Here is a 17,753-nt window from a genome sequence, read left to right on the forward strand (position 1 = left end):
TCAGCCGAGGCGGCGGGCGAGGCGGCGGGCCGCCGGTACACGGGTGAGCGCCGCGTAGCAGGCCAGCCCGGCCGCGGCGCCCATGCCGGCGCCGAACGCGACCGGCGGGATCAGGTCCGTGACGGCCGCGTTCCGCAGCGAACCCGCGTCCCACCGGGACAGCCGCTGCACCACTCCGGCCACCGCCGCCGCGCCGACCAGCACGCCGACGGCCGATTTGACCCGCCCCGAGAGCCGCGGCACCCGCTCGCCGGCCCCTTCCTCGTCCGCCTTGTCCGCCGCCTGGCGCAGGGCCCGCGGCACGTACCAGGCGAGCACGCCGAGCCCGGCGACCGAGCAGCCGGCCTGGAGCAGATAGAACAGCGGATGTCCGTTGACCGTCCGGTCGAGCACGGGCAGCAGCCGCACCCCGACCCGCCCGCCGTGCGTGAACGCGTCCCACGCCACATGCGTGGCCGCGCCGATCACCGCGGACAGCACGAACCACCCCACCGCCCCGGCATCCCGGCGCCGCCCGGACGGCGCCGTCAAGGCGTCGGCGGCATCGGCCCACCGCCCCGGCAGCAGCGCGACCAGCGGCTCCCGCAGCAGCCAGTGCCACCCGCCGACGAGCACGGCCGCGATCCCCACGTCAGCGGTCGCCACCCCCCACAAGCTGTGCGTGAAGGTCCCGTACTGATAGGTTCCGCGCACGATCGAGTCCGTGAAAAACGGCACGTCCGGCGCCATCGACCCGGCCACCAGCGCCCCCCCGACAAGCCGCCCCCGCCCCCGCCCGTCACGCAGCAGCGGCAGTACGACAGCAGGATGACTCAAAGTAAACGGCACCCCCCTATTCTCCCCACCCGCCCCCACCCGCGCGCCCCGCCGTCAGCCGAGCTTGTCCATCTGCGCGTGGACGATGTCATCGGGGATGACCGGGGTGGCCGTCGGATTGAGGGACGCGAAGGTCACCACGGTGGCACCCCTCCGGACCACCAGGACACCCAGCGGAATCACCAGACTCCGGCCGCCGTCGGCGACCTCGCTCGCCTCGAAGGCGAGGGTCTCGTCACCGACACCGGGAGCTGTGCGCTGATAGGGGCTGTGGTACTCAAGGCCGTCGCCGGGATGGGACGCGGACGGGCGGATCGCCGCGGTCGTGCACCGGGACAGGGCGGCGCGCAGCTCGGTCATCACCTGTTGGGCGTCGTCGGCCCGGTACGACGACAGGCCGACGCTCGCGTGCCGGCCCATCGCGTCGGAGGCATACACGACATCCTCCTCGACCTGGGCCGAGACACTGTGCAGGCTGCGCGACTCGGCGGCCGCGTAGATCGGCCGGCACTCCGACGGCGTGACGGCGCGGTACACCGCGAGCGGGCCGGGACCCACCGGGGCGCCCTTGCCCACGATGTCGGAAACGCGGTATCCGGGCAGGTCCCGGGCGTTCAACGCCAGCCGGTCGAGATCCCGCTGGCCGAGCACCTTCGCGGTCTCGCCCGGTGTCGCCGAGGCTGACGGCGTGGCGGGCGCGGCCTTCATGCGGACCGGGATGCTGCCGTCGTCGTCCGCGCCGCACGCGGCGGTCAGAGCCACTACGGACATGGCACCCACGGCCGCGACGCCTCGTACTGCGGCAGCACTGAAACCCATGATCCCCCACCCCCGACGCCCGGCCCCCGGGGACGTCCACAGAAGAAGCCCCGGGCCGCGCAACGGAGCCTTGACCGCACGGGATCCTAGCGGACGTACCACCGGGCCGGCCCGGCGCCGGCAGGTCGCGTCTCCGTTGCGGGTCAGTGGCCGCGGGTCAGCCATTCCTGGACGTGGGGGGACTCCGACGCGATCGTCGTCGGTTCGCCGTGGCCTGTGCGGACGGTGGTCTGCGGGGGGAGGGTCAGGAGGCGGGTGGTGATCGAGGTGATGATCGTCGGGAAGTCGCTGAAGGAGCGGCCTGTCGCGCCGGGGCCGCCGGCGAAGAGGGTGTCGCCGGTGAAGACCGTGGCGAGGGCGGGGGCGTAGAAGCTGACCGCGCCGGGGCTGTGGCCGGGGGTGTGCAGCACCGTCAGCTCCGTGCCCGCCACCGACAGCCGCTGGCCGTCGTGGAGTTCGGCGTCGGGTGCGCGGTCGGGGTGGGTGAGCTGCCACAGCTCCGTGTCCGCCGGGTGCAGGAGGACGGGGGCGCCGGTGCGGGCGGCGAGGGCGGGGGCCGCGTCGATGTGGTCGTCGTGGGCGTGGGTGCAGAGGACGGCGACCAGGCGGCGGTCGCCGAGCGCCTCGGCGATGGCCTCGGCGTCGTGGGCCGCGTCGATGACCACGGCCTCGCGGTCGTCGCCGACGATCCAGACGTTGTTGTCCACCTCCCAGGTGCCGCCGTCCAGGGAGAACGTTCCCGAGGTGACGAGGTGCTCGACGCGCGCGGCGGGGGTGGACGTCATCGGGCCGCCCCCGTCATCCCCGTGGCCGCCGTACCCGTCATGTGCTGCTGCGCCATCGCAACGCGTCCTTCCGTCGCTCGCCGGACCGGCCGGCTCTGATCGGGTCCCGGCCCCCGGTCCGTCTGATCCGGTCGTGACGATACGGGGTCGGTACGGGCCGCGGCCCGTCCGCCGCTCCCTGCCGTGCGGAGCCGCCCGCCCCGGCTGAAGATGGACATATCTGTATATCGACGGCCGGACGTCCCCCCTCCGGCCCGCGAAAGGCGGCGCGCCATGACCGAACACCTCGGCGAGGTACCGGGAGTACCGGGGCCCGGCAGTCCGCTCGCCGCACTCAGGAAGTCCGCCTGGCAGGTGCTCCTGGTCGCGTCGATCGTCGCGATCGTGCTGGGGATCTGGGTGCTCGCCTGGCCGAGCGAGACGCTCCGGGTGGTCGGCGTGCTGTTCGGCATCTACCTGGTGATCAGCGGTGTGCTCCAGCTCGCCGCCGCCTTCGGGCCGCACGTGCCGGGCGCGATGCGGGCGCTGCAGTTCGTCACCGGCGCGCTGAGCGTCCTGCTGGGACTGATCTGCTTCCGCGGCGCGGCCGAATCGCTGCTCCTGCTGGCGCTGTGGATCGGGTTCGGCTGGCTGATGCGCGGGCTGATGATGCTCGGGATCGCGCTGTACACGGAAGGGATGCCGGGGCGGGGATGGCAGGCGTTCTTCGGCGGGATCACGCTCGTCGCGGGTGTGGTGATGATCGTGCTGCCGTTCCACTCGCTGGCCGTGCTGACGCTCATCACCGGGCTGTGGCTGCTCGTGCTCGGCGTCGCCGAGCTGATCCACGCGTTCCACCTGCGCTCGCTGGCGAACCGGCGGCCGCCGGCTCCGCCGCACGCGCCCGTGTCGATGCCTTGAACGTTCACTCGTTCGAGGCGCCCGGCTCGTTCGAGGCGCCCGGCTCCTCCGAAGCGCCCGGCTCCTTCGAGGCGGCCAGTTCCTTCGCCGCCCAGTTGGCCCACTCCTCGTACATGGTGAACAGCCGCAGCCCGTACTCCAGGGCCAGCCGGCCGTTGACCGTCACCATGCCGTCCTCCTCCCAGTCCACCGTGTCCTTCAGTTCCTGGAGGCGGGTGTGGGTGGCGGCGGCCTGCTCGGCGAGGCCGGTCAGGTAGCCGCGGGCCTGCTCGGGGGTGAGCACGCTCAGGAAGAAGACCCGCAGCACGGCGTCGTTGTTGCGGACCCGCTTGGGCTCGGTCTCGGTCAGCCACCTGCGCAGCTCGGCCAGGCCGGCGTCGGTGATCGTGTACTCCTTGCGCCCGCGCGGGCCCTCGGCGGCGACGTCGATCAGGCCGGCCGCGTCCAGCCGGGCGAGCTCGCCGTACACCTGGCTCTGGGTTGCGGGCCAGACGTTCGCCAGCGAGGTGTTGAAGCGCTTCATCAGGTCGTAGCCGCTGGCGGGCTTGTCGACGAGGAGGCCGAGGACGGCGTGGCGGAGACTCATACCGCCATTCTACCCTCCATGTTTGACATGTCGGTGTGTGAGGTTCTATTTTTCACCGGTCTTCATTGGAATATCGGGCCGCGGGACGACGTACGACCCGCCCGGAGCGGGTGTACGACCGCCGGAGCGTAGGGGAACCGCCAGGTCATGAGCACGATGAGCCGAACGACCCAGGAGCAGGTCGACGAACGCGCGACGGGACGGCTGTTCGGGCTGGCCGACGGGGTGTTCGCCATCGCCATCACCCTGCTGGCGCTCGACCTGCGGGTGCCGGACCTCGGCGAGCACCCCACCGACCACGTGCTCCGGCACGCGCTCGCCGACCAGCGCGGCCGCTACCTGGCCTTCCTGCTCAGCTTCTACGTGATCGCCAGCTACTGGCGGCGGCACAACACCGAGATGCGCACGGCGCGGGCCGGCCACCCGGCACTCGTGGGGCGCACGCTCCCGCTGCTGCTCGTGGTGTGCGCGCTGCCCTTCGCGGCGAACCTGCTCGGCACGTACGGTGGCCGGGACGGCATCGCGATCGTCGTCTACGCCGCCCTCAACCTCTTCGCTGTGATCGCGCTGCTCCGGATCCGCCGGGAGGTGCGGCGGCACCGGCTGTCCCCGGAGACGGGGCCGGCGGCCGACGATCTGGAGCTGTGGATCGACGTGGTCGCGCTGGTGCTGGCCTTGCCGGTGGGGTACGTGTTCCGGCCGCACGGGCCGGTGGCGCTGGTGGTGCTGATGTTCCTGAGCGGGGTGGTGGGCTCGTACACGACGCGGAGGCGCCGGCGGGCGGGGATCGGGGGGTAGGGGGGTAGGACGTGATGAGCGGGTCGGCGTCGCCGGAGTTGTTCGGGCGGTGCGAGCGGGAGGCGGGGGAACTCTTCGACGGGCGGATGGGGGAGGAAGAGTTCCGGGCGCGGCTGGAGGGTTCGAGTGCCGCGTGGGGGATGGACTTCGCGCTGTTCGCGGGGCGGGTGAAGGGGGTGATCGCGATCGCGCTCTTCCGCGCCTGTCGGGAGCGGGGCGCGGGGGCGGGTGGTGAGGCCGCCGGGGTGGCGCTGGCCTGTTTACGGGAGCTGGGCCCCGTCGAACTCTTCGGCGTGCTGCCGGCGGAGGTCGTCGAATCGTCCCCCGTCATCAGGCAGTTGCGGATCTACTCGATGGGGCTGACGGGCAAGTCCGCCGTTCTGTGGGAGCGGTTGGCGGCGACCGCTCGGAACGTTCTCGATCCGGACGTGGTCTTTCCGACCGAGGAGGACCTGCTGCGGGAGGCGGCCGAGGGGGCGTCCGGGGATACTTGGACCTTCGTTCGGGTCGGCGGAAGGGGTGCGGGCGTGGGTGGGAGTGCGCTACTGGTCATGGACGTCCAGCGGGATGTCGTGGACATCGTCGGTGACCGTTCGGGATACCTTCAGCGGCTGCGGGGGGCGATCGACGGGGCCCGGGCGGCCGGGATCCCGGTGATCTACGTGGTCATGCGGCTCACTGCCGGTGATCCCCCGGTCAGCGCGCGCAGCAAGGTCGGCACCAACGTGGTGCAGGCCGGACTCTTCACCGAGGGCGCCCCCGGCACGGAGATCCACCCCGAGATCGCACCCGAGCCCGGTGAGGTGGTGGTCGTCAAGCGGCGGGCGAGCGCTTTCTCGGGCAGTGACCTGGATCTGGTGCTTCGGGCGCGGGATATCGACCGGGTTGTGCTTGCGGGGATCGCGACGAGTGCGGTGGTGCTTTCGACTGCGTGTCGCGCGATTGACATGGACCTCGGGCTCACGGTGCTGGTGGATGGGTGTCTCGACACGGACGCGGAGTTGCACCGGGTGATCACGGAGAACCTGTTCCCCCTGTGGGGGAACGCCCTCACCATCGACGAGTGGCTCGCCTCAATCGCCCCGTGAGCGGGGCGGGCCTCTCGGAAGGGTCGCGTCGTCGGCTGCGGGCCCGCTGTGGCTTGTCGCGCAGTTCCCCGCGCCCCTTGAAAAGCGCTCCGCTCGCCTCGGGTATTACCCGGCGAACCGGGCCCCGATAGGGGCGCGGGGAACTGCGCGCGCAACCACGAGCGGCGGTCAGCCGACGATGCAACCTCAGGGGGCAGCCTCTCAGGGGCGCGGGGAACTGCGCGACGAGCCACCGCCGGGCCGCAGGTCGGGGGATACGGGGCGGGACCCGGGCCGGGGCCGCTTACCCGCTCAGCTCGCCGCAGGCGTTATGTGAGGGATATCGTGCCCGACGCCTTCAACCCTCCCGACGTGACCGTCAGCGTCACCTCGCCCCGGCGCACAGCCGTCACGCTCGGCGCAGCCGTCAGATCCAGGATCGCCAGCGTCCGCGAACGACGCCGCGCCGACCTCACCTCCGCCTGCGATCGGCAGATCGCCACCCCCGCGTCGCCGGACCACGTCACCGTCGCCGGGAAGCGCAGCGGAAAACGCAGGCCGAACTCGCTGGTGATGCCCGTCGCGGCCGGTGCCGCGCTCGCGCCGACCGCGAGCTGGGGCGGGACCGCCAGGTCGATTCCGTCGATCAGGGGGCGGCTCTCCGCCTGGAGCCAGTCGCGCGTCTCGGGGCTCGGCGCGCCGGGGCGCACCCGAGCCGGGTGCGGGTCGACTCCGATGTGCATCCAGCCGAAGAAGCCGCCCTGGTCGGGGGAGCTGTAGGGGGTCTTGCCGACCGCCGGCGTGGTGACGTCGAGCACGCCGTCGGTGCGGGTCACCGACGCCGTGTGGGCGTGGCCGGTGAACAGCGCGACGGGCTTGCCTGAGGTCTCGCGGAAGTCGGCGAGCCAGCGCTTGAAGAGCCCGGCCTCCAACTGGTCGGAGAGCTGGGACGCGCCCGCCCCGGACGGGTCCACGAGCGGGTGGTGGAACGACACCACCACCCCCGTCACCGACCGGTCCTTCGCCGCCTTCGCCAACTCCGCCTGGAGCAGCGGCACCTGGTCCCAGTCCGAGGTCCGCATGTCCCCGGTGTGCGAGTCGAGCAGGATGAACCGGGTGCCCTTGTGGTCGAACACCTGCCGGTTGGGGCGGCCGGTCACGGACAGGAACGCGTCGAGGCCGCCGGTCGCCGACAGGCCGGCCTCGTGGTTGCCGGGCGTCCAGTAGACCGGCAGGCCGGCCGGTACGTGGTCGGCCAGCAGCCCGTCGGCGAGTTCGAAGTCCTCCGGGTTGTTGTTGTCCACGAAGTCGCCGTTGATGAGGATGAAGTCCGGCTTGCCGGCGACGACTTGGCCGAGCGCGGCCACCGCCTGCCGGCCGGAGAACGAGTCGAGGCCGGCCGCCGCGCTGATGTGCAGATCGGACAGCACCGCGAACGTCCAGCGCCGGCCGGGCAGTTCGCCCTGCTCGACGACGTACGGGTCGGGCTGCGGCGGCTCCGCGGCGTCCGGCTGCTGCCCGACCTGGGCGGCGAGCCCGTCGAAGTCCAGCTGCCCGGCGTTCTTGTTGGTCTGCGAGGTCTCGGCGAGGTAGATCCTGGCCAGCGTGACGGGTTCGGAGAAGCCGTCGGGGATGTCGCCGACGACCCGCCGCCAGCCCGTCCAGTCCACGACGGTGGCGAAGGTGAACGGCACGTTGGTGGTGCCCTGCGAGGAGAGCATCGCGCGCAGCCAGTGGTTCTGGCCGTCGCCGTTGACCCACAGCGCGAGCTTCTTCGTGCCGGTGGGCAGCGTGATGGGGCCGGGTCCTGCCACCGCGTAGGCCGCCGAGGTGCTGGCCTGGCCGGTGAAGTCGTAGGTCAGCCGCAGCGCGTGGTTATCGGCGGCGGCGCCGGGACGGTCGGCGGCGGCGATCACCGAGACCGAGGCCGTACCCCGCGCGGAGGTCGCCGTCCAGGTCTCGCCGGGCTCGAACTCGGCCAGGGACACGTCGATCAGGCCGACCGACACCGGCAGCTTCGCCGTCACGCCCTGCACGGTCGCGGTGACGGTCGCCGCCTTGCCGCCGGCGTCCGCGCCGCCGGTGAGCGTGAAGCCGGACCTGGCCGCCGTCACCGTCAACACGGCCTTGTCGTAGTCGAGTCGGACGTCACGCGGCGCGACCGGGGCGTCGAAGCCGTCCGCGTCCTTCCCGATCAGCGATACGGTCGCCGACGCGCCCGGGTCGATGGTCACCGCCCGCTGCGAGAAGGCGAGTTGGTGCAGGTCGCCGAGCACCCGCAGCTCGTGCTCGCCGGACGCGGAGCCGGAACGGGCCCGCAGCACACCGGCGCCGGGCCGGTCGGCGCGGAAGACCCCGTCGCGCTCGCGGCCCAACGAGCCAGGCGAGGCTGACCACTTGACGTGCCGCTCGTCGGTCGCGGCCGGCGACCAGCTCTCGTCGTAGCCGGCGACGCCGAGGTCCACGGTCAGGCCCGGCACCACCCGGTCGGCGCCCGGCCGCACGTCCAGCCCGCGCACCCGCCCGGAGCCCTTCCGGCCGAACAGCCCGACACCGTCAGGCACCGGCCGCTCCGCACCGTCCGAGGGCGTGTTGACGACGCTGACCCCGACATCGCCGGCCCGCCGCGCGACCAGTTCGGTGGAGCCGCCGCCGTCGAGCATCAACGCGTCGGTGACGCCGAGGCGTACGAGCAGCGTGGCCATGTCGTCGAAGCTGAGCCCGGCGGAGAAGTTGGCCGAGCCGTCCACCGCGACGAGCAGCAGCCGGTGGCCGCCGTCCAGCCAGCCGATGGCCGTACGGGGCTTGGGCGCGTCGTTGCCGGTGCTCGGCGGGAAGTCGATCGCCGTGCCGTTCTTGACCAGCACGGAGCCGCTGCCAAGTGCCGTACGCAGGGCGGTCGGTGCGTCGGTCTGCGGGGCGAACGTCACGCTGACGGCGTCGCCCGGCTTCGTACCGGCCAGCGCGGAGGCGGCGGCGCCGCGGCCGATCACCACCCAGCCGTCGCCGGGCACGGCGGTGTCGGTGAGCTGCGCGTTGACGGCGGTCACCCGGCCGCCGGACACCACCAACTCCGTGTACGGGCCCGGGTCCTGGAGCAGCGTGCGCTGCCCGGCTCCCCACAGCGGGGTGAAGACGGCGACGCCGTCGGCGGGCGTGACAGGGGAGTTGAGGGCGGCGAGCGGCTTCCGCGCACCCGCGACCGTGACGGTGCCGGTGAGCATCAGGTCCGCGAGCCGGGCGACCCGGTCGGCGCCGATCGAGGCGACCGTGGACGGCTGGTTGGTCCCCTTGCGCAGCTGCCCGTGCTGGAGCTCCGGGCCCTCGGCCGCGTACGTCTCGGTGATGTCGAAGTAGTCGCCGTTGACGGCGGCGACGGCCTGCTGCCCGTCGGCCGCCTGCGCCAGCGGACGCGCCTGGCTGACCTGGCCGGTGATCAGGTCCACCCCGACCGACGCGTCGCCGAGATCCGCGTTGAGCACGTGCACGCGCGTCCAGCCGGTGCGGCCGAAGGTGTCGAACGAGGTGAGCACGATCCCGGGCGCGACCGGGCGGTCCACCCGGTCGCTCTCGACCGACTCACCGGGCACGGTCACCTGGTAGGAGGGGGTCGGGTAGCCGGGGAAGCGGGGGCCGCGGGTCGTCGTCGCGGGGGCGTCCGCCGGTCTGGGCCGGCCGGTGGTGGTGCCGGTGCCCGTGTCGGCGACCGCCGTTCCGCCGGTGGCGGCGAGCCCGGCGGCGACCGCGCCGACGATGAGGCCGCGCCGGGTGATGTCCGGGGTGCTGGGGTTGTCCGTGGTACTCGGTGCCGTGTCTACCGCGTTGTCCATGGCGCTATTTTCCTGATGTTCCATGGTCGATGACGGTAGTTTCCGTGGACGACGCGGAGGTGAACCCCGTGGTGAGTACAGATGTCGTGCGGTGGGGGCGGGTCTGGCGGGGTTTGGCGGGCGGTGGGAGGCGGTGGCGGGCGGGAAGCCGGGGCGGCTGGGGCGGAGAATCGGGGCCGCCCGTTTCGGGACCCGCGGGCGTAGCCTGGTGTGGGCCGCACGAATCGCCCCCAGGGAGGTCACCATGTTCAACCTCATGGACGAGTTGTTCGTGCCGAGCCGCAAGCACACCGAGGACGAGCGCAACCGGCTGGCGCTGACCCGTGAGGACGAGGGCAGCAGCGATCCCGCGCGCGGGCCGATAGATTTCGCGTCCGGGCGGGTGACGGTACGGCCGCCGCGCGGTGCGGAAGCGCCGGTGGCGGACGAGGCGGAGGGTACGGCGGAGGCGTAGGTGCAGGCGGGGTTCAGCTCCGCGGCGCCACCGCGGCCGCGATGACCGTCGCCACCACCTTGTGGACGGCCTCCGCGTCCGGCGGAGCGCTCTCCCGGTCCGCGAACAGCAGGTGCCCCGTGCCGACGAGGGTGGGCGCGAGGGTGTTGACGTCGGTGTCGGCCGCGATCCGGCCCAGGTCCCGTTCCGCCGTGAGGTAGCCGGCGATCATCGCGGTGGCCTCCATCAGCAGCGGGACGCCGGTGGGCGTGGTCTGCCGCAGCCGGGCGCGCAGTTCGTCCCGCGAGATGACCAGGCCGACGATCGCGATCGCGACGGACGCGAAGAGGGTCGTCAGGGCTTCGGTGAGGTGGCCGGCGACGGTGCCGGTCCCGGCGCGGGCGCGGAGGGCGGCGGACTGGGCGCCGATCCGGGCGATGCGGTCCTGGACGAGCTCGGCCAGGAAGGCGTCGAAGTCGGCGAAGTGCTTGTGCAGGACGCCTTTGGCGCAGCCGGCTTCCGTGGTGACCGCGCGGCTGGTCAGCGCGCTCGGGCCGTCCCTGAGCAGGACGCGCTCGGCGGCGTCGAAGAGCTGCTCGCGCGGGTCGCGCAGGGCTACTCCGGTGGGCAAGGTGGCAACTCCCCGTTGACGAGTGGGCGACCGCCCACTCATAGTGGGCAGATGACCACTCTACCGCCGGGCGGCCCGGGCGATCCCGGCGCGCGCCCCGTTGCCGAGTCGTTCGGTTCCGCGCCCGAGCGCTACGACCGGGCCAGGCCGCGCTACCCCGAGGCGCTGGCGGGGCGGGTCCTCGCGGGGTGTCCCGGAAGGGACGTGCTGGACGTGGGGATCGGGACGGGCATCGTGGCCCGGCTCTTCCGGGCGGCCGGCTGCCGGGTGCTCGGCGTCGACGCGGACCCGCGGATGGCGGCTTACGCGCGGGGCGAGGGGTTCGAGGCGTCGGCGTCGAGGTTCGAGGACTGGGACCCGGCGGGGCGGCAGTTCGACGCGGTGGTGTCCGGCCAGACCTGGCACTGGCTCGACCCGGTCGCCGGGGCCGCGCAGGCGGCGCGGGTGCTCAGGCCCGGCGGGCGGCTCGCGGTCTTCTGGAACGCGGATCGGCCTCCGGCCGGGTTGGCGGCGGCGTTCGGCGAGGCATACGGCCGGTTGCTGCCCGAATCGCTGTCTGCGCGGAGGTGGACGACGGCCTCGTCGGTGGCCGGTTACGCGCGGCTCGCCGCGAAGGCGGCGGAGGGGATGCGGGGGGTGGGGGGTTTCGAGGAGCCGGAGGAGTGGCGCTTTGCGTGGCAGCGGCCGTACACCCGTGAGGAGTGGCTGGACCAGGTCCCCACCACGGGGGACCACACGCGTTTCCCGCCCGAACGCGTGGCCGACTTGCTCGGGGCGCTCGGCGCCGCGATCGACGCGGCGGGCGGGACGTTCACGATGCGCTACACGACGGTGGCCACCACGGCTACGCGCACGCTCCCGCGAGCATGAGGTTCTAGCCGGTTGCCCACCGGCCGGGGGCCCGGCAACTGCCGCAAGTGGCTGCGCAGTCGGCCGCCTGCGGGCGCGCTCTGGCTGGTGGCGCAGTTCCCCGCGCCCCTTTGGGGCGCCCCCTGGCCGGGGGCAGCCAGCCCATCGCCGGCCGGGGGCCCGGCAACTGCCGCATGTGGCAGAGGGAGTCGGGTGGGGGGACCTCAGGGGGAGCCGGGAAAGCAACAGATTTGGACAGTGTGGCACCGGAGGCTCCCGGGAAAGGAAACAAATATTGACGCAACCAATCAGCGCGCGTAACTTCCGTCCTCGTAGCCCCCCACAGCGCTCAACTCCCCGCTCCCACCCCCCATCCAGGAGCACACATGCGCCGCATCCGTTCCTCCGCCGCGAGAGCCTTCCTGGGCGCCGCGGCTGTCCTCGGGCTCCTTCTCGGTGCCTTTCTCACGCTTCCGGGGGCCGCGCAGGCCGCCGGGTCGCAGCCTTGCGACATCTATGCCGCGGCCGGGACTCCCTGCGTGGCCGCGCACAGCACCACCCGTGCACTCTTCTCGTCGTACAACGGGCCGCTCTACCAGGTCACCCGCGCCTCGAACGGGGGCACCGCCGACATCGGGGTGCTCGCCGCGGGCGGGTACGCCAACGCCGCGCAGCAGGACTCGTTCTGCGCGGACACCACGTGCCGGATCAGCAAGGTCTACGACCAGACCTCGCGGCACAACGACCTCTACCCCGGGCCCGCGGGCACGGCCGGCGGGGTCGATCGCGGGGCGGACGCCGCCGAGTTGGCGGTCACGGCCGGCGGGCACAAGGTCTACGGGATCTGGATCTCGCCGGGCGTCGGCTACCGCTCGCACGGCGCCGCCTCGGGCGCCGCGGTGAACGGGCAGCCTGAGGGCGCCTACATGGTGGCCAGCGGCACCCACGTCGGCTCCGACTGCTGCTTCGACTACGGCAACGCCGAGAGCACCCCGGCCGACACCGGCAACGGCCACATGGACGCCGTGAGCATCGCCACCACCTGCTACTTCGCGCCGTGCAACGGCTCGGGCCCCTGGGTCGAGGCCGACATGGAGAACGGCATGTTCCAGGGCGACAACGGCTCCAACACCGCCAACGCCGGCAACAAGAGCGCGTTCGTGACGGCCGTGCTGAAGAACAACGGGCAGACGACGTACGCGCTCAAGGGCGGCAACTCCCAGTCCGGCGGCCTGTCCACGTGGTGGAACGGCGGGCTGCCGACCAGAGGCGGCTACCGTCCGATGCACCAGGAGGGCGGCATCATCCTGGGCACCGGCGGCGACAACAGCAACCGGAACATGGGCACGTGGTTCGAGGGCGTGATGGTGGCCGGCTACCCGACGGACGCCGCCGAGAACGCGGTGCAGGCCAACGTCGTCTCGGTCGGCTACTCCGGCGAGACCAACGTCCCCAACGGCCCGCAGGGCACCATCACCGGCCCCGGCAACCAGTGCGTGGACGTCGCCGCCGACGACACCGGCGGCAACGGCTCGGCCGTCCAGCTGTGGAACTGCCAGTCCTACGCCGAGGACCAGTTCTGGACGCACCACACCAACGGCTCGCTCAGCACGATCGGGCGCTGCCTCGACATCAACGGCAACGGCACCGCGGCCGGCACCCAGGTCGAGCTGTGGGACTGCAACGGTGTCGGCGGCCAGGTCTGGCAACAGCGGTCCGACGGTTCGCTGTTCAACCCGCAGTCGGGACGCTGCCTGGACTCGCCGAGCGGCGCCACCGGCAACGGCACCCGGTTGCAGATCTGGGACTGCAACGGCTCCGCGGCCCAGAAGTTCACCCTGCACTGAGCCCCCGCGGGGGACCTGAGTCCGGCTGACGCCGGCGCCGTTCGATCAACCGGCGCCGGCGTCAGCCGTGTTCGCTGCCGCGCTGTCAGCGGGGCGAGCGCTGGATCAGCTCGTACGTCGCCGAGGTGGCCTCGCCGACGATCAGCTCGTAGCTGCCCACCGACCAGAACCGGCCGGTCGAGCCGATCGGCGCCAGGCCCGTCACGTCGTAGGACTGGGTGACGCCGCCGGGCACGGTGTCGCCCGGCACGGACGTCCACACGCCGTGCCGCAGCCGCCAGTAGACGGCCGGGCCCTCGTAGCCGTTCGGGTCGCCCGAGACCCAGACCGTGCCCTTGCCGTCGCCGCTGATCACACTGGAGCCGAGGTCGAGCCGCGGCCCGGTGGCGTCCAGCCAGCCGTGGCCGTCCCAGTGCAGCACCCGGGTCTGCTGCGGGGTGTCCTCGGTGGCCGTGGTGACCGCGGTGGCCCACACGCTGCGCGCCGACTCCTGGTACACGTCGGTCAGTTGGAGCCCGGTTCCGGTCGGCGAGACGTCCTGCCAGGCGTGGCCGTCCCAGTGCAGGGCCACCGGGCGGGAGGTCAGCCCGCTCACGGTCTGCCCCACCGCCCAGGCGTCGGTGGCCGAACGGGCCTGTACGGAGCTGACGAAGGTGCCGGCCGGCAGCGCCGTGCTCGTCCAGGTGCCGCCGGAGTACGCGGCGACGGCGGAGTCGGTGGCCACCCACAACGTGCCGGGTACGGCCGCGAGTTCGGCGAAGCCGTAGATCTGCCCGTCGGGCAGCGCGGGCAGCTCGACGTTCTTCCAGCGGGTGCCGTCGTAGTGCGCGAGCGTCTCGCGGGTCTGGTCCCAGCCGTACGCCCACACGTCGTGCGCCGAGGCCGCGCTGACCGCCTCCCAGGTGGCGGTCGCCGGGACGCCCGGGGTGGCCTGCCGCCGCCACGCGGTGCCGTTCCAGTGCAGGATGACGCCCTGCGTGGCGCCGCCGTCCACGGTCTGGATGCCGACCGCCCAGGCGGCGTCCGGGCCGGCCGTGGTGACGTCGAACAGGTCGGCGGTGCTGGTCAGTTGGCCGGCCCGCACGGTGTGCCAGGCCGGGGCCGCCGCCGGTGCCGCGCCGGCTCGTGCGGTGTGGGCCGCCGGTGCGGCGACCGCGGCCGGAACGCCGGCGGCGGCGGTCGCGGTGACGACGGCGGCGACGGTCAACGTACTGAGATGAAAACCCGCTCGCATGGTCAAGTCCCCCTTCTCGGCGGGGGAGACCCCAAGATCCCGTGCCCCACCCGCGACTGATCCCGCCCCTTAGACCAGCCGCCGAGCGGAACGGTTGTGCGTCAGTCGGTCGGGTACCAGGTTGCCGCGTTCGGCAGACACAGGGTGCCGACGGGCTTCACGATGGTGACAGGAGAGACCATTGCCTAATACCTCCGTGCGGAAGGAACGTGCGCGAGCTGACCGCCGTCTTGCCGGCGGGGCGGCCGGTTCGCCCGGTCGCACGGCGCAGCCTGAGCCAGGGATCTGAGCGTTTTCTCAATGACTTCTCAATGACCCGGCTGGGGCGCCTGAACGCCCAGGTCAGCGGCTCGACGCCGAGGCGACTCGCGCCCCGGCCCCTCAGCAGGCGCTGCCCGTCGCCAGCCGGGCCCGGATCCTGCCGGCCTCGGCGTCGCCGAGTTTCTCGAAGAACTCCGCGGCCCGCGACCATGCCTCGCGCGCCGCGGCCTCGTCACCGGCCGCCAGGTGCGTCTCACCCAGCCTGACCAGCGTCTCCGCGGCCCCGTGCAGGTCGTCGCAGCCGCGGAACAGCTCCACCGCCCGCTGGAAGCCGGCCACCGCGCCGGCCGGGTCGTCCTTGCAGCGCAGCACGTAGGCCACGCTGTCCCAGGCGTGCGCCTCGCCCTGGGCGTATCCGAGTCCCGCCAGGATCCGCTGGGCCTGCCGGCAGTCCGCGAGCGCCGCGTCGTACGCCCCGGTCTGGGCGCGCAGCCAGCCCGCGTTGTTCAGCGCCCTGGCCTCCGCGACGCGGTCGCCGGCCTGCCGGAACAGGTCGAGCGCGTGCAGGGTGTGGCGCAGCGCCTCTTCAGGCTGCTCGCCCAACTGCCCGACCAGGCCCATCAGTACGTGTGCCTGGAGCACCGGTTCGCCGAGGTCCTTGTGCAGCTCGATCGCCTGCTGGAAGTGCTCGACGGCCTGCCGTTCGCGTCCGCACCGGTGGTGCGCGCGGGCGATGCTGTTGTGGCAGCGGGCCTCGGCGAGCCGGTCGCCGAGCCGTACCGCCGCGTCCAGCGCCACCATGTGCACCCGGACGATCTCCTCCCACAGGCCGCGGCGCTGCATGAACTCCGCGAAGGCCCACGGCAGTTGCCAGGCGTGCCGGTCGAGTCCCGCCTCGGTGGCCGCCGTCAGCAGGGCGGGCAGCGCCACCGACTCCTCGGCGTACCAGCGCAGTCCCTCCGCCGGGTCGGTGAACCGCTCGACCAGGGCGCCTGGTTCGGGCGCGTCGAGGTCGAGGCTGTCGCGGTGCGGGTAGCACAGGTCGTTGGCGGCGCACGCCGAGTGCAGGTAGTAGTCGAGCAGCCGGCTCACCGCCGCGTGCCGGACCGCCGGGCCGTCGGCGGCCTGCCCCTGCTCGGCCGCGTACGCGTGCAGCAGCCCGTGCAGGTACAGCCGTCCCGGCGGCCGGATCTCGACCAGATTGGCGCCGTCGAGCTGCGCGGCCTGCTCCCGGGTGCGGCCGGCCGTCCAGCCGGCCAGGCTCGCGGCAGCCGCCAGCGGCAGGTCGGGAGCCGGGTGCTGGCCCAGGCGGCGGAACAGCAGCGCGGCCGGCTCCGACAGCTCCCGGTAGGAGCGCCAGAACACCCGGCGCAGGTCGATCGACGGGTCGCTGTGGGCGAACGGTTCCAGGTCCGTGCCCGACTGCTCCAAGTCGTCGGCGACCTCGGCCAGTTGCAGGTCGGTGCGGCGGGACAGCCGGGCCGCGACGATCGCCAGCGCCAGCGGGAGCCGGCCGCAGCGCTCGATGATCCGCTCGGCCGCGGCCGGTTCGGCCGCCAGCCGCCCCTTGTCCAGCCAGGCCGCGAGCAGTTGGTGGGCGTCCTCGGCCGTGAGGACGTCCATCTGCACCAGGTACGCGCCCGCCGAGATCGCCAGGCCCGACAGCTCGGAGCGGCTGGTGACCAGCGTCAGGCAGCGCGCTCCCGTCGCGAGCAGCGGCCGCACCTGGCCGGCACCGTGCGCGTTGTCGAGCACGACCAGCACCCGGCGCGCGGCCAGCATGCTGCGGTAGAGCCCGAGTTGGGCGTCCAGCCCGGAGGGCACCTTGTTCTCGGGGACGCCGAGCGCGCCGAGGAACCGGGACAGGACCACGCCCGCGTCATCGGGGTCGACGGTGCTGAGGTCGGCGTAGAGCTGGCCGCCGGGGAAGCGGTCGCGGCGCAGGTGCGCCCAGTGCAGCGCCAGCGAGGACTTGCCCACCCCGGGCGGCCCGGATATCGCGCAGACCGCCGCCGGGCCGGGCCGGTCGTCGGCGCCGATCGCGGCCAGCCGGCCGAGCTCCGCCTCCCGCCCGACGAAGTGCCGCGAGACCATGGGCAGTTGGAGCGGTACGGGGCGGGCAGCGCCGGTGGCCGGCTCGCCCGAGCGCAGCAGCATCCGGTGCACTCGGCGCAGCGACGTACCCGGCTCGACCCCCAACTCCCGTGCCAGCGTGCGGCGTACCTGCGCGAAGTGGGTCAGCGCCTCCGCCGTACGGCCCCTGGCGTGCAGCGCCTCGATCAGCGCGGCCGACACCAACTCGTCGAGCGGGTACTCCTCGGCCAGCGGCGACAGCGCCGACACCACGGCCGCGGCGTCCCGGTCGCCCACCGCCCGCGCCCAGTCGAGCAGCGCCTCCTTGCGCTCGTCGCGCAGCCGGCGGCCGGCCCGCTCCGCCCACTCGCCGGGCAGCCCGGTCAGCGGATCGCCGCGCCACAGCGACAGGGCCTCCGCCAGGCCCGGCGCCGGATCGGCCGCGGACATCGCCGACTTGGCCAGGCGGCGGAACCGCAGCACGTCCACCGCGGACTCGTCCACGTCCAGCAGATAGCCGCCGAGCCTGCGGACGACGTCGCCGTCGCCGTCCAGCACCTCGCGGCGGATCCGGGTGATCACCGTGTACAGGGTGCGGCGGGCGCCGGCCGGCACCTGCTCGCCCCAGACCCTGGACAGCAGCGACTCCACCGGCACCACCCGGCCGACCTCCCAGGCCAGCGCGGTCAGCGCGAGCGCGACCTGAGGCGGGCCGACCGGCCGGCTCTGCCCCGAACGCTCCACTTCCACCGGCCCGAGCAACCGGATCAGCACAGCGGCCACCCCCTTGCGTGTGGGCCACCGAGCGTAACGCGCCGTGCCTG

Annotated in this window: 14 protein-coding genes; 6 read left to right on the forward strand and 8 right to left on the reverse strand. The window is 73.2% G+C overall.

Translation table 11 applies throughout. From position 1 onward, the window contains the following. The 3 genes from ACQPW6_RS20575 to ACQPW6_RS20585 form a co-directional block, all read right to left on the reverse strand. A complete protein-coding gene (locus ACQPW6_RS20575; protein WP_433891122.1) occupies window positions 1-855 on the reverse strand; it encodes a DUF4184 family protein in 855 nt (284 codons plus the stop codon). A gap of 15 nt (window positions 856-870) precedes the next feature. Beyond that, window positions 871-1,587 carry a hypothetical protein gene (locus tag ACQPW6_RS20580; RefSeq protein ID WP_433891123.1) on the reverse strand — a complete coding sequence of 239 codons (717 nt, stop codon included), beginning with the start codon at window positions 1,585-1,587 and terminating at the stop codon, window positions 871-873. A gap of 191 nt (window positions 1,588-1,778) precedes the next feature. Then, complete coding sequence (locus tag ACQPW6_RS20585) at window positions 1,779-2,420, reverse strand: MBL fold metallo-hydrolase (RefSeq protein ID WP_433891124.1); 642 nt, start codon at window positions 2,418-2,420, stop codon at window positions 1,779-1,781. Window positions 2,421-2,693: 273 nt separating this feature from the next. Here ACQPW6_RS20585 and ACQPW6_RS20590 point away from each other — a divergent pair, with 273 nt between their 5' ends. Further along, a complete protein-coding gene (locus ACQPW6_RS20590; protein WP_433891125.1) occupies window positions 2,694-3,320 on the forward strand; it encodes an HdeD family acid-resistance protein in 627 nt (208 codons plus the stop codon). A 4-nt stretch (window positions 3,321-3,324) separates the two neighbouring features. On the opposite strand, the gene ACQPW6_RS20595 is transcribed toward ACQPW6_RS20590, so the two are convergent. Further along, entirely contained in the window at window positions 3,325-3,906 is a 582-nt protein-coding gene (locus tag ACQPW6_RS20595) for a PadR family transcriptional regulator (RefSeq protein WP_433891126.1), read from the reverse strand. 147 nt (window positions 3,907-4,053) lie between these two features. Between ACQPW6_RS20595 and ACQPW6_RS20600 the strand changes: the two genes are divergently transcribed. After that, entirely contained in the window at window positions 4,054-4,704 is a 651-nt protein-coding gene (locus tag ACQPW6_RS20600) for a TMEM175 family protein (protein ID WP_433891127.1), read from the forward strand. Window positions 4,705-5,231: 527 nt separating this feature from the next. Then, window positions 5,232-5,792 (forward strand): cysteine hydrolase family protein, encoded by a 561-nt coding sequence (locus ACQPW6_RS20605; protein WP_433894604.1) that lies wholly within the window; start codon window positions 5,232-5,234, stop codon window positions 5,790-5,792. Window positions 5,793-6,100: 308 nt separating this feature from the next. On the opposite strand, the gene ACQPW6_RS20610 is transcribed toward ACQPW6_RS20605, so the two are convergent. Further along, window positions 6,101-9,601, reverse strand: a complete 3,501-nt coding sequence (locus tag ACQPW6_RS20610; RefSeq protein ID WP_433891128.1) for a phosphodiester glycosidase family protein — start codon at window positions 9,599-9,601, stop codon at window positions 6,101-6,103. Window positions 9,602-9,845: 244 nt separating this feature from the next. On the opposite strand from ACQPW6_RS20610, the gene ACQPW6_RS20615 reads away from it, so the two are divergent. Beyond that, window positions 9,846-10,055: a DUF6191 domain-containing protein gene (locus ACQPW6_RS20615; protein ID WP_433891129.1), complete on the forward strand. Its 210-nt coding sequence runs from the start codon at window positions 9,846-9,848 to the stop codon at window positions 10,053-10,055. Between the two features lie 13 nt (window positions 10,056-10,068). Here ACQPW6_RS20615 and ACQPW6_RS20620 read toward each other — a convergent pair whose 3' ends face one another. Beyond that, window positions 10,069-10,665 carry a TetR/AcrR family transcriptional regulator gene (locus ACQPW6_RS20620; RefSeq protein WP_433891130.1) on the reverse strand — a complete coding sequence of 199 codons (597 nt, stop codon included), beginning with the start codon at window positions 10,663-10,665 and terminating at the stop codon, window positions 10,069-10,071. A 51-nt stretch (window positions 10,666-10,716) separates the two neighbouring features. On the opposite strand from ACQPW6_RS20620, the gene ACQPW6_RS20625 reads away from it, so the two are divergent. Beyond that, window positions 10,717-11,535 (forward strand): class I SAM-dependent methyltransferase, encoded by an 819-nt coding sequence (locus tag ACQPW6_RS20625; RefSeq protein WP_433891131.1) that lies wholly within the window; start codon window positions 10,717-10,719, stop codon window positions 11,533-11,535. 365 nt (window positions 11,536-11,900) lie between these two features. Next, window positions 11,901-13,361, forward strand: a complete 1,461-nt coding sequence (locus tag ACQPW6_RS20630; protein ID WP_433891132.1) for an arabinofuranosidase catalytic domain-containing protein — start codon at window positions 11,901-11,903, stop codon at window positions 13,359-13,361. An 85-nt stretch (window positions 13,362-13,446) separates the two neighbouring features. On the opposite strand, the gene ACQPW6_RS20635 is transcribed toward ACQPW6_RS20630, so the two are convergent. Together ACQPW6_RS20635 and ACQPW6_RS20640 are read right to left on the reverse strand one after the other, a co-directional pair. Further along, a complete protein-coding gene (locus ACQPW6_RS20635) occupies window positions 13,447-14,601 on the reverse strand; it encodes a hypothetical protein (RefSeq protein WP_433891133.1) in 1,155 nt (384 codons plus the stop codon). Window positions 14,602-14,976: 375 nt separating this feature from the next. Next, window positions 14,977-17,712, reverse strand: a complete 2,736-nt coding sequence (locus tag ACQPW6_RS20640) for a BTAD domain-containing putative transcriptional regulator (protein WP_433891134.1) — start codon at window positions 17,710-17,712, stop codon at window positions 14,977-14,979. Between the last annotated feature and the right edge of the window lie 41 nt (window positions 17,713-17,753).

It is taken from the genome of Streptomyces sp. CA-111067, from assembly GCF_050956065.1.
Taxonomy (GTDB): Bacteria; Actinomycetota; Actinomycetes; order Streptomycetales; family Streptomycetaceae; genus Actinacidiphila.

Bases quoted from the DNA above. Each gene is read 5' to 3' on its own strand.
- ACQPW6_RS20580 (WP_433891123.1), bottom strand. From the start codon at position 1,587: ATGTCCGTAGTGGCTCTGACCGCCGCGTGCGGCGCGGACGACGACGGC.
- ACQPW6_RS20585 (WP_433891124.1), bottom strand. From the start codon at position 2,420: ATGACGTCCACCCCCGCCGCGCGCGTCGAGCACCTCGTCACCTCGGGA.
- ACQPW6_RS20590 (WP_433891125.1), top strand. From the start codon at position 2,694: ATGACCGAACACCTCGGCGAGGTACCGGGAGTACCGGGGCCCGGCAGT.
- ACQPW6_RS20595 (WP_433891126.1), bottom strand. From the start codon at position 3,906: ATGAGTCTCCGCCACGCCGTCCTCGGCCTCCTCGTCGACAAGCCCGCC.
- ACQPW6_RS20600 (WP_433891127.1), top strand. From the start codon at position 4,054: ATGAGCACGATGAGCCGAACGACCCAGGAGCAGGTCGACGAACGCGCG.
- ACQPW6_RS20610 (WP_433891128.1), bottom strand. From the start codon at position 9,601: ATGGACAACGCGGTAGACACGGCACCGAGTACCACGGACAACCCCAGC.
- ACQPW6_RS20615 (WP_433891129.1), top strand. From the start codon at position 9,846: ATGTTCAACCTCATGGACGAGTTGTTCGTGCCGAGCCGCAAGCACACC.
- ACQPW6_RS20625 (WP_433891131.1), top strand. From the start codon at position 10,717: ATGACCACTCTACCGCCGGGCGGCCCGGGCGATCCCGGCGCGCGCCCC.
- ACQPW6_RS20630 (WP_433891132.1), top strand. From the start codon at position 11,901: ATGCGCCGCATCCGTTCCTCCGCCGCGAGAGCCTTCCTGGGCGCCGCG.